9 protein-coding genes are annotated in these 14,107 nt (G+C 67.2%); 3 read left to right on the top strand and 6 right to left on the bottom strand.

All coding sequences use genetic code 11. The features are described 5' to 3' along the window. Nucleotides 1-13: 13 nt before the first annotated feature. Genes LC407_RS15210 through LC407_RS15195 form a run of 4 tightly spaced genes read right to left on the bottom strand, consistent with a single transcriptional unit; the run spans nt 14 to nt 3,698 of the window. Entirely contained in the window at nt 14-1,297 is a 1,284-nt protein-coding gene (locus LC407_RS15210; RefSeq protein ID WP_223483128.1) for a TRAP transporter large permease, read from the bottom strand. Nucleotides 1,298-1,300: 3 nt separating this feature from the next. Then, on the bottom strand, nt 1,301-1,834 hold the full coding sequence (locus LC407_RS15205; protein WP_059063082.1) for a TRAP transporter small permease: 534 nt from the start codon (nt 1,832-1,834) through the stop codon (nt 1,301-1,303). A gap of 10 nt (nt 1,835-1,844) precedes the next feature. Then, entirely contained in the window at nt 1,845-2,849 is a 1,005-nt protein-coding gene (locus tag LC407_RS15200; RefSeq protein ID WP_025875493.1) for a TRAP transporter substrate-binding protein, read from the bottom strand. A gap of 39 nt (nt 2,850-2,888) precedes the next feature. Continuing rightward, nucleotides 2,889-3,698, bottom strand: coding sequence for a 2-keto-4-pentenoate hydratase (locus tag LC407_RS15195; protein WP_317850725.1), 810 nt, complete (start codon nt 3,696-3,698; stop codon nt 2,889-2,891). A 174-nt stretch (nt 3,699-3,872) separates the two neighbouring features. Here LC407_RS15195 and LC407_RS15190 point away from each other — a divergent pair, with 174 nt between their 5' ends. Genes LC407_RS15190 through LC407_RS15180 form a run of 3 tightly spaced genes read left to right on the top strand, consistent with a single transcriptional unit; the run spans nt 3,873 to nt 7,114 of the window. Beyond that, entirely contained in the window at nt 3,873-4,856 is a 984-nt protein-coding gene (locus LC407_RS15190) for an alpha/beta hydrolase (protein WP_223483126.1), read from the top strand. Further along, entirely contained in the window at nt 4,853-6,475 is a 1,623-nt protein-coding gene (locus LC407_RS15185) for a carboxylesterase family protein (protein ID WP_223483125.1), read from the top strand. The genes LC407_RS15190 and LC407_RS15185 overlap by 4 nt, the downstream gene beginning before the upstream one ends. A 51-nt stretch (nt 6,476-6,526) precedes the next feature. Then, nucleotides 6,527-7,114, top strand: coding sequence for a cysteine dioxygenase family protein (locus LC407_RS15180; RefSeq protein ID WP_134831776.1), 588 nt, complete (start codon nt 6,527-6,529; stop codon nt 7,112-7,114). Nucleotides 7,115-7,276: 162 nt separating this feature from the next. Here the strand turns inward: LC407_RS15180 and LC407_RS15175 are convergent, their stop codons facing one another. Both LC407_RS15175 and LC407_RS15170 read right to left on the bottom strand, forming a co-directional pair. After that, the gene (locus LC407_RS15175; protein WP_223483124.1) at nt 7,277-11,080 is read right to left on the bottom strand and encodes a LamG domain-containing protein; all 3,804 of its coding nucleotides are present in this window, start codon (nt 11,078-11,080) and stop codon (nt 7,277-7,279) included. A 136-nt stretch (nt 11,081-11,216) separates the two neighbouring features. Beyond that, nucleotides 11,217-13,979 carry a TonB-dependent receptor gene (locus LC407_RS15170; RefSeq protein ID WP_223483123.1) on the bottom strand — a complete coding sequence of 921 codons (2,763 nt, stop codon included), beginning with the start codon at nt 13,977-13,979 and terminating at the stop codon, nt 11,217-11,219. Nucleotides 13,980-14,107 lie beyond the last annotated feature (128 nt).

Here is a 14,107-nt window from a genome sequence, read left to right as displayed (position 1 = left end):
TTGCCTCCGCTCATCAGGCGCGCAGCGCGGCGGGCAGCCACAGCGACAGCGACGGGAAGAAGGTGACGATCAGCAGCACGCCCAGCGCGGCGAACCAGAACGGCCAGATCGTGCGCATGCTCTGGCCGACGCTGATCTTGCCGATGGCGGTTCCGATGAACAGCACCGAGCCCACCGGCGGCGTGACCAGGCCGAGGCCACCGGTCAGCACCAGCACCAGGCCGAAGTGGATCGGATCGATGCCATAGGCCTTGGCCACCGGCAGGAAGATCGGCGTGCAGATCAGGATCATCGGTGCCAGGTCCATGAAGGTGCCCAGCAGCAGCAGCATCACCACGATCATCAGCAGCACCATGAACTGGCTGTGCGCGAACGACTGCAGGAAGTCCACCGCCGCCGCAGGCACCTGCAGGTAGGCCAGCAGCCAGCCGAACACCGCCGCGGTGGCGATCACGAACAGGATCACGCCGGTGCTGCGCGCGGCATGGATGACGGTGTCGAAGAACTCACGCCAGCGCAGCTGCCGGTACAGCACGGTGGTGACCAGCAGGGCGTAGACCACGGCGATGGCCGCGCTTTCCACCGCAGTGAAGATGCCGGCGCGGATACCCACGAAGATCAGCGCCACCAGACCCAGGCCGGGCAGGGCGGAGACGATGCGCAACAGCACCGCGCGCCAGCCCGGGAATACTTCCACGCCATAACCACGGCGACGCGCGACCACGTAGCCGGTGATCATCAACGCCAGGGTCATCAGCAGCGCCGGCACGATGCCGGCGGCGAACAGGTCGGCGATCGACAGGCCACCACCGGCGGCGGCCGAGAACAGGATCAGGTTGTGCGACGGCGGCACCAGCAGCGCCACCAGCGCAGCGGTGATGCTGACGTTGACCGCGAAATCGCGGTCGTAGCCGCGCTTGACCATCTGCGGAATCATCGTGCCGCCCACCGCCGACACATCGGCGATGGCCGAGCCGGATACACCGCCGAAGAACAGCGAGGACAGGATCGAGACCTGGCCCAGGCCGCCGCGCATGCGCCCGACCAGCGATGACGCCAGGGCGATCAGGCGTTCGGAGATGCCGCCGCGCATCATGATCTCGCCAGCGAAGATGAACAGTGGAATGGCAATCAACGAGGCCGAACCGGTACCTGCGGAGATCTGCTGGACCATCACGATGCTGGGAATGTCCAGGTAGAGCAGGGTGGCCAGCGCAGCGGCGGCCAGCGCGTAGGCCACCGGCACGCCCAACAGCAGCAGCGCGGCAAAAACAGAGAACAGGATGGTGATGCCCATGGATCAACGATCTCCTTCAGCGTCGTCGGCATCGGCTGCCGTGGCATGCAGCGCTTTCCACGCACGGTTCAGCGCGAACAACAGCATCAGCGCACCGCCCACGGCCAGCGGCAGGTAGTTGATGCTCTGCGGCAGGTTGGCGCCTGCGGTCTTGATGTCCATTCCATCGAGCAGCAGGTCGGCCGACCAGAACGCGATGAAGCCGCCCAGCACGGCCACCACCAGCTGGGTGAACACATCCACCACCCGGCGCAGGCCGGCGCCCATGTAGGCGTGCAGCAGGAAGAAGCCGAAGTGGCGATTGGTGTGCACGCCGCAGGCCGCGCCCAGGCTCATGGCGGTGGCCAGCAGCAGCAGGGTCACCGGCTCGGTCCAGCTGGGCGAATCGTTGATCACGTAGCGGGCGAACACCTGCCAGCCCTGCACCACCACCAGCCCCAGCAGCGCGGCCACGGCAACATGGATGGCGATGTCGGCGATGCGGTCCAGCAGGCGTTGGCCGGGGCCGGGTCCGGTGGAAATCGTCGTCTCGGTCATGGCAGTGTCCTCAGGCGGCGGCACGGATGCGGGCGACCAGCGCAGCCAGCTCGGGTTGCTGCAGGTACTGCTGCAGCAGCGGCTGGGCGGCGGCGCGGAAGGCGGGCAGGTCCACCTCGTTGGCTTTCACGCCCGAGGCCAGCACCGCGCGGCGCGCAGCATCTTCGGACGCATCCCATTGCTCTCGCATCACCTTCACCGAGGCGCGCGCGGTCTCCAGCAGCAGCTGGCGGTCGGCCGGCTGCAGGCGCTCGAAACTGGCGCGCGACATCAACAGCACGTCCGGCGCATACGAGTGATCGCTCTGCGACCAGTAGTGCGCGGCCTCGAAGTGGCGGCTGGAGTGGAAGCTGCGCATGTTGTTCTCGGCGCCGTCGATCATGTGCGTCTCCATGCCGGAGAACGTATCGCCCAGCGACATCGGCGTCGGGTTGGCGCCGAGCAGGCGCATCAGCTGGATGAAGATGTCCGAGGACGCCACACGCAGTTTCAGCCCGTGCAGATCACCGGGCTGCACGATCGGATGCTTGGTGTTGTAGAAGCAGCGTGCGCCGGAATCATAGATGGCCAGGCCGACCAGGTCGCGGCTCTCGAAACCACGCAGGACCGCATCGGCAATGCCGCCATCCAGTGCGGCGCGCTGGTGCGCCACCGACTCGAACACGTACGGCAGGCACAGCGCCTGGGTGAGCGGGAAAGCGTTGTTCAACGCACCGGCATACACGCGGGTGATGTCGATGGCACCGAAACGGGCCATGTCGATCGCTTCCGATTCGCGACCGAGTTGGCCCGAATGGTATTGCCGCAGGCGCAGGCGACCGTTGCTTTCGCGCTGCAGGGTTTCGCCGATCCACTTCACCGCGGTCACGGTGGGATAGTCGGCCACGTGCACGTCGGTGGCCGTCAGCAGCTGGCCGCCGTCGATGGCATCGGCGGGCCCGCGGCCACAGGCCGCGAGCATCGGGGTGGCCAGCGCAGCAGCGCCGCCGGCCAGGAAATGTCGTCGTGTGATCATCTGCGCCCTCCCGCGCGTGTTCACCGGATCGTGCGGCGGTTACCCGGCCGGCACGGCCCTGCAGGCAATTTCGCCGAAGCCGGCAAACCGCACCAGCGCCGTCTGCCCCACGGTGATGTCATGGATGCCGGTGGCGTTGCCGGTGGCGATCAGGTCGCCCCGTCGCAACGGCCGGCCGCGCAGCGCCGAACGGGACAACGCGAACGCATACGCCGCGCGCAGGCCGCCGGGCAGCCGGGTGGCACCACCCGTGCCGACCACCTCGCCCTCGATCAGGGTTTCGGCGCGCAGGTCGGTTTCGTCGCGGGCGGTCCAATCGGCAATCTCCGGCCCCAGCACCAGGCCGTTGTTGTTGCCGAAGTCGGACACCACCACGCGCGGGCCGAGTTCGTTGATCGTCGCCAGCGGGCTGCTGGCCACTTCCACGCCGATGTACAGGCGCGCCGGCAGCGCTTCAGCCTGCTCGGGCGTCCAGTGCAGCTGTGCGGCGGGAGCGTCCTCCAACAGCTCCAGCACGTACTCCGCCTCGACCGCGCCGAAGCCGCCGACGAACACCGGAATGTCCACTGTTCCACCGGTGGCATTTTTCAGCTGACGCGAGAAAACCGGGCCCAGCAGGCGGTCGTCTCCGGACGCATCGCGGCGCTCGGCAGCGATGTAGCCGACCTTCCAGCCCACCACCTGGTCATCCCAGCTGGTAATGGCCAGATCCTGCACCTGGTAGGCAGCCACCAGGTCAGGCGGGACAAGGCCCGGGAAGCCGGGCAGGGCCTGGCCACCGCGGCGCGCGGTGGTGAAAGCGTGGGCGATCGCGGCCGCATCGTCCGGCGCCGGCGTCTGCCCATGTATGCCGTGTTCGTTGCTCAAGAACGGTCTCCCTCTGGCGTTGTTGCACTGCCCATCGACAGCGTCTGCAGGAGGTGTATATGGTAAACCGGTGTCATCGTGCAAGCCGCAGCGCATCACGAGCGCTTGCCGGTGACCTCGGCCACTCTGTTGTCTCCCCGTTGGAGCCCTTTCCACATGCGTTTTTCCCGTGTGCTGTTGTTGCTGTCAGGCCTGCTGCTGACCATCCCCGCATCCGCGGCCGATGTGCCGTTGCGCGCAGGCGAACACCTGGGCCAGGAGCTCGCCGGCGAGCAGTTGCCGCTGTGGCCGGCGGGACAGGTCCCCGGTGAAACCGGCACTGCGCGGCCGGCGCGCGTGGTCGAGCGCAGTGATGACCCGGCCCACCCCGATCGCTTCATCGACCAGGTCGATGCGCCCTACCTGCTGGTGCACACGCCGGCCCGTGCCAACGGCCGCGCGCTGCTGGTGATTCCCGGTGGCGGCTACCAGCGCGTGGTGATCGACAAGGAGGACAGCGCGCTGGTGCCGGAGTGGGTGGACCGTGCCGGCTACACCCTGTTCGTGCTGCGCTACCGCCTGCCGCAGGCCGGCCGCGACCGCCAGGCGGCACTGGCCGACGCGCAGCGCGCACTGCGCGTGGTGCGCGACCAGGCCGCACGGCGCAGGCTGGATGCCGACAGCGTGTCGGTGATGGGCTTCTCCGCCGGCGGCCATGTCGCCGCACGGCTGGCCACCGGTTTCGATGCGCCGGTCTACCCGCCACGCGATGCCATCGATCGCCTCAGCGCGCGTCCCGCACGCGCGGTGCTGGTGTATCCGGTGATCGACATGGGCACGCATGCGCACAGCGGCTCACGCGGACGCCTGCTGGGCGAGCAGCCCGATGCGGCGTTGGCCGCGCAGTATTCGATGCAGCAGCACGTACGGGCGGACATGCCGCCGACGCTGCTGATCCATGCCAACGACGATCGGGTGGTCAACGTGCACAACAGCGAGGTGATGGCGCAGGCACTGGCCAAGGCGGGTGTCGAACACGAGCTGCACCTGTTCGCTCATGGCGGCCATGGCTTCGGCATGCGCATGCCGCCTGATTCAACGCTGGCCGTGTGGCCGCTGCTGGCACAACGTTGGCTGCAGGCGACGGAGGCGGCACATTGAACCAGGGGGATGCCAACCTGCAGCGCCGTCGTTTCCTGCGCGACAGTGCACGCTGGGCGCTGGCCACGGCCACCCTCGCAGCGCTTCCTGCCGCCGCGGCGCCTGGGCCACGTGATGCCACACAGGTGGTGGCACGCCTGCGTGCCGGCCGCGTGCGTGGCCAGCGCGAGCACGGCGTGCACGTGTTCCGTGGCCTGCGTTATGGCGCTGACACCTCCGCCTACCGTTTCCAGCCGCCACGGCGCGAGACGGGCTGGCGTGGTATCGCCGACGCCCTGGAATACGCCGCATCTGCGCCACAGAGCGGAGCGGACGGGCCGGGCAGCGAAGATTGCCTGTTCCTCAACGTCTGGACGCCGGCACTGGGCGACGGCGGCAAGCGGCCGATCCTGGTCTACATCCATGGCGGTGGCTTCAACAACGGCTCTGGCAGCGATCCGCTGTACGACGGCAGCGCATTGTGCAGACGCGGCGACGTGGTGGTGGTCACCGTCAATCATCGCCTGAACACCTTCGGCTACCTGTACCTGGGCGCGCTCGGCGATCCGCGCTATGCGGCCTCCGGCAACGTCGGCCAGCTCGACCTGGTGCAGGCGCTGCAGTGGGTGCGCGAGCATGCAGCGGTGTTCGGCGGCGACGCCGGCAACATCACCGTGTTCGGGCAATCCGGTGGCGGCGCCAAGATCGCCACGCTGATGGCGATGCCCGCAGCGAAAGGCCTGTTCCAGCGCGCGTGGACGATGAGCGGGCAGCAGGTGACCGCCGCCGGTCCACGTGCGGCGGCGCAACGGACTTCGATTGCGATGGAAACCGTGGCCGCGCGCGACCTGCAGGCGTTGCTGCGACTGCCGGCGACCGAGCTGCTGGCCGCCACCCGCGCACGCGATCCCTCGCGGGTGGAAAGCAGCGCGCTGTACTTCGGCCCGGTACTGGATGAGGTGGTGCTGCCGGTGCACCCGTTCTGGCCACAGGCACCGGCGCAGTCCGCGTCGATTCCGATGGTGATCGGCAACACCCGCGATGAGACGCGCGCGTTCCTTGGCAACGACCCGGCCAACTTCACGCTGACCTGGGAGGATCTGCCGGCGCAGCTGGAGAAGCAGCAGTTCGTCGATCTGCTGCCCTCGGTAGTGATCGCAGAATATCGACGCCTGTATCCGCACTACACGCCCTCAGAGGTGTTCTTCGCGGCCACCACCGCCGGCCGCTCGTGGCGTGGTGCGGTGGAGGAACTGGAAGCACGCGCTCGGCAGACAACCGGGGCCGCACCCACCTGGGCCTACCAGCTCGATTGGCCATCCCCGGTGGAAGACGGACGCCTGCGTGCCTTCCATACGCTGGATATTCCGCTGGTGTTCGACAACGCCGGCCTGCCGGGCGCGCGTACCGGCGGTGGTGAAGACGCCCGAGCACTGGCAGCGACGATGAGCGATGCGCTGATCGCCTTTGCGCGTACCGGCGATCCCAATCACGCGGGAATGTCGCAATGGGCTCCCTATGGCGTGCCACAACGGCAGACGATGGTGTTCGATCGCCACAGCCGCGTGGTTGACGATCCACGTGCCGGCGAGCGTGCGCTCTATGCAAAAGTGCCGTTCGTGCAGCGCGGCACGCAGTGATGACACCGCGGTGCAAACATTCTGTTAACCCGCCTCGGCTAGAGTCGGTTCATGGAAGCGATGTTCACGCCACCGCCGTTCACCGGCCGCGAGCGCTTGATTGCAGGGATTGATGCCGCCGTCTGCCTGGTCGATCCGCAGGCGATCACCGGTGCGCTGCAGCGGGTGCTGCGTGAAGCCATCGTCGATCCGCTGATCGAGCTGCCGCCCTGCGTACGTCGCCCCGTGGACGGCCATTACGCGCGCCGTGAACTGTACCGAAGCGCCACGCTGGGCTACAGCGTGATCGCGATGTGCTGGGGCCCGGGGCAGGGCACGCCACTGCACGACCACGATGCGATGTGGTGCGTGGAGGGCGTGTGGCAGGGCGAGCTGATCGTGACCCCGTACGCGCTGCTGGAACAGCGTGGCGAGCGTCACCGCTTCGCTGCGCAGGACAGGCTGTACGGGCACCGTGGCAGCGCCGGCAGCCTGATTCCGCCGCACGAGTACCACACACTGCGCAACGCCAGCGACGAGGACGTGGCAGTGTCCGTGCACGTCTACCAGGGCGTGATGGAGCGCAGCGCGGTGTTCGATCCGCTGGATGACGGCTGGTACCAGCGCCGGGTGAAGGTGATGGAGACCGAGGCGTCCTGATTGCGTTCCGCCGGGCATGGCCCGGCGCTACCAGGGCTTGTGCCCAACCGATTCAACCGAGGCGTCCTGATTGCGTTCCGCCGGGCGTGGCCCGGCGCTACCAGGGCTAGTGGGCAACCGATTCATCGGTAGCGCCGGGCCATGCCCGGCGGAACGCGGAATTCATCGCGGCACATCCACCACATTGTTGAGCCGCGTGACTTCCTCTCCGCCATCGGCCAGCGCAACACGCACGCGCAGGCCGCCGCGTTCCCCTGCCGGCAACGGCAACGACACCACCGCCGTCTTCGGCAGCAGGTCGGTCGGTGCTGCGATCGCTGGCACTTCGGTGCGTGCGATCTCGCGGCCCCGCGCATCTTCCAGTATCGCCACGCCCACACCGCTGGCCACATGCCCAAGGCCGTGCACGGTCACGTGTACCTGGCGCCCGTCCACCCGCACATCGCCACGGCCCACTCCCAGGTCCGGACGCATTTCCACCGGCGTGCCCGCAGACACACGCTCGAATTCGAAGACTTCGGTGCGACCCGGCTGGAACTGCATCGGTACCGACGCACTCGTCTCCAGCTGCACCGTGCGCTCGCGTGGCCTACCGTCAATGCGGCCATCGCCATCGGCGTCCATGCCACTGCGCACGCGCCAGGAACCGCTGCCCACGTTCCAGCCGGTCATGTCGGCGGCGATCAAGCGCGCGCCGAGGTTGTGGCTGGTGATCGTGAAGCGCTCACGCGAGGGCGCATGCACCAGCAGTGCAACCTGTTCCGCGGCGCCCTCACGATCGAAGCGCCAGCTGACGGTGTGCCCGGGCCAGCTCTGGTTGCGCTTCAGGGCGATGCCGCCCAGCCGCGCACGCTGCAGGAACTCGCTCGGTGCTTCCACCCGGTCGGACCACCAATGGCCCTCGGTGTTCATGTACGCGCGTTGTGCCTTGGCCTGCAGGCCCTCGGCATGCAGCGCGTCGATGTACTTCCGCTCGCCGCTGGCCTGCCATGCCATCAGGCTGGCGAAACCGGTCTTTCCGGCATCGGCATCGGCGGTCAGCAGCGGGTACCAGTCCTGCTGCCGGCCAAGTGCCTCTACATAGTTCTCGCCAAGGTTGGCCAGCGCGCCGGGGCCGCCGCGCTGCACGCGATAGTCCAGTGCCTGCAGGTACTTCGCATCACCGGTCCAGCGCCATGCCGCCCAGAAGGTGTGCATCGTGTCACCGCTGCCGGAACCGTTGTTGAGTTCGCCGCCGCGGGTCGCACCCGTGGCCCAGTTGATCTCGTTGGGCAGGGTGAAGCGGCCCTTGTCGTCGGTGCCCGCGTGGGCCAGATAGCCATCGGCCAGGCCGATCACCAGCCGGCGCCCGGTCGGGTCGGCGTTGTACTGGCCCAGCAGGAATGCCGGGTGCAGCACCGGGAACGAATACGGCTTCTGCCACTGCCAGTTGGGTTCACGGTAGACCTTGTTGCCACCGAACCAGTTGCTGGAGAACAGCACATGGCCCTGCGGGTTGCGCAGGATGATGCGCTCGTCGAACGCCTTCACCGTTTCCATCAGCCGTTCCAGGGTCAGCGGATCGCCCCAGTTGAGGTACAGCATCGCGCTGTTGGTGTTGATGCCTTCCTCGTAGGCATGCAGCTCGTCGGTCTCGATGGTGCTCAGGCCATTGCTGAACATGCCGTTGCGGTACACCGCGTCGGACAATGCGGTCAGCGAGGCATTCAGACGGTCCGGCTGCACGCCCATCAGGGCAAGGCCGGGCCACTGCTGGGTCAGGTCGGAATCATCGGAGATGCCACCACCGAAATCGCCGTAGGCCACCTGCCGCTGATCGATCCACCAGTCGACGAACTGCCGCACCTGCGCCAGGTCCTGCACCTGGTGGAAGGCCCACGCCGGTACGCCCTTGGGCACCTCCGGCGCGGTGTACGGCGGGCGGCCCTGGCTGTTGTAGCTGATGTAGTTCCAGTACAACCGGCCCAGTTCGTGGTCCGGGTCGACGCGCAGCAGATCGCTCAGGTCCGCGTAGACGCGCGCGTACAGGCGCTGGCGCTTGGAGGTGGTGTGTTCCTCCACGAGGAAACCCCAGTTGTCGCGCACCTGGTTGAAGCGGTCGGCCACATGCTCCTTGAGCGCATCGGCGCGTGGCTTGAACACCAGCCGCACCTGCGCACCGTCCAGTGCCTTGGCGTCGAAGCCGGGCGCAGCCGAGGCGATGCTCAACCACAGGCTGTCGGCGGTGAGGATGCGGTCGCGCAGGTCCAGCCACAGCGTGCGCTTCTGCCCCGGCTGTACCGAGACCGATACATCGATCATGTCGCGCGCCGGCCAGATCGGATCCTTGATGCGGAGGTTCAGCGCGATCAGGCCATCGTGCGTGGCCGGCAGGTCGAGCGCGGGAATATCGATGGCCACGCCATCCAGGCCGTCATGCATGTTCTCCCAGCTGTAGGCCCAGCTGCGGATCAACGGCTGGTTGGCCGGCGCATCGCCCACGCCGGAGGGAATCAGCACGTGCACGATGGGCTTGGGCTGCGTTGGCAACGAATCGGCCGGGCGCCGGCGCGAGCCCGCCCCCTTGGGCAGCGCCATCACCGTGCTGCGTTCGGCCGCCGGGTAGCGGCCTTCGATGTAGCGGCGCAGTGTGTCCAGGTTGGTGTAGTCCGGCAGTGCCTGGCTGTCGATGACATAGGTCTGCTTGACCGTGCCGTCGGGCTCGGCACCTTCGCTCACGCCATACGCCCAGATCTCCTGGATCGGCGTTTCCTGTTCAACGTTGCTGAAGCGCAGCACGCCACCGGTCTGTGCCGGGATGTCGTCCACGCTGCGCACCACACCCTGCGGACGCGTGGCCAGCACCTGGGTGGCGTGCGCGGCATCGCGGCCATGGGCCAGCGTGCCGAAGGCCGCGCCGCGGATCTCCACCCGGTTGACGGTCTCGCCGGCCGGCACGGTCAGGTCCAGATGCTGGCCGCTTTCCACATACGTGTTCCAGTCCGGCAATTGGAAATAGTCGTTGCGGCCGGGCAGGCGCGAGCGGTTGTAGACACCGGGCCAGGTGGTCTCGGCGATGCCGTCGGTGGCCTTCCACATCCACGCCTTGAGGTCGCGGGCATCGTCGAATTCGATCTTGCGGATGCGCGTGCTGGCTGCGGTCAATGGCGGTGGCGGCGCGCCTTCCCAGCCGAAGCGATGGCGCCATGCACGGTCATCGGCAGCACTGGCAACGGCGCTTTCGGCGGCCTTGCCGCGCGCGAGCGCACTGACGGCCGCAGCATCGAGCATGCGGTCATACACGCGGATGTGCTGGAAATCGCTGCCACGCAGGAAGTTGTAGCGGCTCTGCACCTGGTAGGGCGCCATCACCCGCCCGGCCAGGCCGAGCTGGTCCAGCGCGGCATCGTAATCGCCGCTGGCCTGCACACGCTCCACCTCGCGGCCATCGATGAACAGGCGTACGCCCTGGTCTTCGTCCCAGGCAAAGGCCAGGTGCAGCCATTGGTCCGCACGTGGCGGCGTGTCCATGCGGAACGACACGCGCGTGCGGGCGAGGTTGGCATCGGTGACGAACGCATCGAAACCATGCCCGTTCCAGTCGATGCGCAGCCAGGCCATGTCCCAGCTGCTGTGGTCGGCATAGCCGACGCGGAAGATCACGAACGGTGCTTCACCCACCGCGTAGCGCGCGCGCCAGTCGAAGGCGAGGGTGCCACGCTGGGCGAGGATGTTGCCGGGTGCATCCCAGGCCAGCACGCCGTCGTCCTGCCACTGGATGGCCTTGCCGCGCGTTCCGTCGTCGACGATGTCGACCTTGTCGCGGAAGTTCGGCACCGCCTCACCCTGCGCCACCACGGCCTCAAGGCCTTTGCCGGCATCGACATGGAACAGCAGCGTGGGCGCATCGGCGGCGGCCGTCGCGGGGCCGGCAGCCAGGGCCACCGCCAGCAACAGGCAGCGGGACAGGGTCGAGCGGTGCGGCATCAGGCGTTTCCTTTCAACGGGCGACGGCCGGCGAGGGCCGCCGGACCGTAGCAAGGCCACGCCGCGACGGCACCTTGCGGCGCAGCAGCGGTCGTGGCGAACGACGGCGTGCCGGGTGGCACGCCGTCGGCGTTGCTCAGAACTTGTAGCGCAGCCCCAGCAGGTACTGGCGGCCGGTCTCGGTGTACTGCAGCGGCAGGCGACCGGTCAGCGGCGAGTACACCCACTCGTCGGACGCTTCGTTGGTCAGGTTGATGCCTTCCAGGCTCAGTTCCAGCTGGTCGCTGATCTTGTAGCGGATGGATGCATCGAACACCGTGGTACCGGTCATTCCGTGGTAGCCATCGAGGTTGAAGCCGGTTTCCTGGCCCGGTGCCTGGGTCAGGTAGTCATCGCGGTTGGTGGCCGAGATGCGCCCGGCGAACTTCTCGCCTTCATAGAACAGCGTGGCGTTCCACGACGACTTCGACAGGCCGGTCAGGTCGGTCTTCATCACCGGCTGCCCGGCCGCGTTGATGTACTGGATCTTCGATTCCACCCAGGTGTAGTTCAACTGCATGCCCAGGTTGGCCCACTTGCCCGGCAGGAAGGTGAAGGGCTGGGTGTAGTTGGCCTCCACGCCGTGCAGTTCGCCGCCCGGGGTGTTGACCGGCTTGCTGTAGGTGAAGTCATCGGTGGCCGAGGCGCCGGTGCCGACCAGCAGCGAAGCCGGCAGGCCGCTGTCACTGTACGGACGCACTTCGCGGGTGGTCTGTACGAAGCTCTCGATGTCCTTGTAGAACAGGCCGATGCCGGCCATTGCGCCCTCGGCGAAGTACCACTCGAAACCAAGGTCGACATTGGTTGCGCGGATCGGATCCAGCATCGGGTTGCCGCTGGAGATGGTGCGTGCACCACCGGCCACGGCCACTGTCGCGCCCGGGGTCAGGCTGCCCAGCCCCGGACGGCTCATCACCTTGGCCGCACCCAGCCGGATCAGGAAGTCCGGGGTGACTTCCGCCACCAGGTTGAACGAGGGCAGGGTGTCATCGTAGGTACGGCTGACCGTGGTTTCGACGGTGCCGTTGGCCAGCGTCGACTGCCCGGTGGCCGACTGCTTGGTGCGCACGTAGCGCACACCGAAATTGCCCGACAACGGCAGCGAGCCCAGTTCGGTGGAGAACTCGCCCATCAGGTAGGCGCCTCGGTCCTTCTCTTCGACGCTGCGCACGTTGTTGGCGCGCGGGGCGACGGCGAAGGTGCCGCTGTTGCTGTAGATGTCGAGCTGTTCGGCGATCGCATCCAGGTCCGGCACGACCCAGTTCGACGGACTACCGTTGATGCCCTTCAGTCCGGCCTGCTCGGTCAGGTTCACCGGCACGATCTTTGTGCCGCCGGCGAAGTTGGGCACGGCCAGTTCGCTGGCGCGGCGCAGTTCGACGGTCTTGAACGTGTAGTCCTTGGCCAGCACACCGCCCTTCAGGCGGAAACCCGGGCTGATGTTCCAGTTGAAGTCGATCTGGCCGGTGTCGAAGTCGTTGTCCACGTACTGCGGACGCAGGCGGATCTCGGCCAGTTCCCAGCCGTTGGGATTGGTCGGGTCGATGCCGTAGTTGAGGATCGGCGCACGGCTGTTGCCACGGTAGTCGTAGCTGTAACCGTCGACGTCGTACTTGTCCATGATGACGGTGGTCTGCACCGGGTTCTCGTGCTTGGAGCGCGAGATGCCGATCTTGCCGGACAGGGTGAAGTCATCACCGAAGCGATGCTGGCCGTTCAGCGCGATCTGCTTGAACTCGGTGCTCCACTCGTCGTGGCGGTTCTCGGTGCGGATGTCGACGTTGTCGAATTCGCCGTAGAGCAGTGCGTTGTCGCGGATCTCGCCGTTCTTGACGATGGTGGTCGGCTTGCCCGACAGGCGTGCGCTCGCATTGGCGCCGCGGCTGAAGGAAATCGCCTCGATGTAGTGCTCGTCACGCGTTGCGTCGATCTTCGAGTACAGCGCATCCAGCGAGATCTCGGTGGCGTCGTTCGGCTTCCACTGCAACGAACCGGTCACGCCCAGACGCTTCTGCTCATGCTCCATCTGCACGTAGCGCGGGAAGCGCGGATGGAACACATCGGCGCCACGCGCGGCGGCGAACGGCGAGGACGCGGCGAAGTTGCCGTTGCTCGGGCCGTTGGCCCAGCGACCGGTGTTGGAGCCTTCCTCCAGCGCCTGGCGCTCGGAATAGGCCACCGACAGCAGCGCGCCGAAGGTGCCATCGGCGAAGGTGTTGGAGATCAGCGCGGCAATGCGCGGGTCGGCCTTTTCGGCCATCGCGTTGTAGCTGGCCTGGCCACTGGCGGCGAAGGTGAACCCGTCGTAGTCGAACGGGCGCGCGGTGCGCAGATCGACGGTGGCGCCCAGCGAGCCTTCCTCGACGTCGGCCGAGGCGGTCTTGCGCACCAGCAGCTGCGAGAACAGGTCCGAGGCGAACACGTTGAAGTCGAAGCCACGGCCGCGGTTGGTGCCGCCGCTCTGGTCACCGGCACCGACCGTGGTCAGCGCTTCCATGCCATTGATGCGCACGCGGGTGAATTCCGGACCGAGGCCACGCACCGAGATGTTGCGGCCTTCGCCGGCCTCGCGGGTGATGACCACGCCCGGGATGCGCTGCAGCGACTCGGCCAGGTTCAGGTCCGGGAATTTGCCGATGTCCTCGGCAACGATGGCATCGACCACGCCGGCTTCGCCGCGCTTGATGTCCAGCGCCTTCTCCACGCTGGCGCGGTAGCCGGTGACGGTGACCGTATCCAGGTCGGTGGCGTTCGGGTTGGCGCTCTGCTGCTGCGCGCCGGCGTTGCCTGCCAGGGCCAGTGCGACGGCCAACGCGAGCAAGGTAACCGGTGTCTTTTTTTCATGGTTCCGAGAATGCATGCCTTTCCCCTCTCCCAAAGGTCTGGTATCGCGGCTGTTTCAGCGGGATGACACCGCTGGTCAGGCCGGACGTTAACAGCACGTTCCCGATCCGGCATCTTGCACCGCAACAGATCTGAAATGTCTCC

The sequence above is a fragment of the Stenotrophomonas sp. OVS01A genome (assembly GCF_019969775.1).
Taxonomy (GTDB): domain Bacteria; phylum Pseudomonadota; class Gammaproteobacteria; order Xanthomonadales; family Xanthomonadaceae; genus Stenotrophomonas; species Stenotrophomonas indicatrix.
Note: the sequence above shows the minus strand (reverse complement) of the source record. Positions and strands in the feature narration are given on the sequence as shown.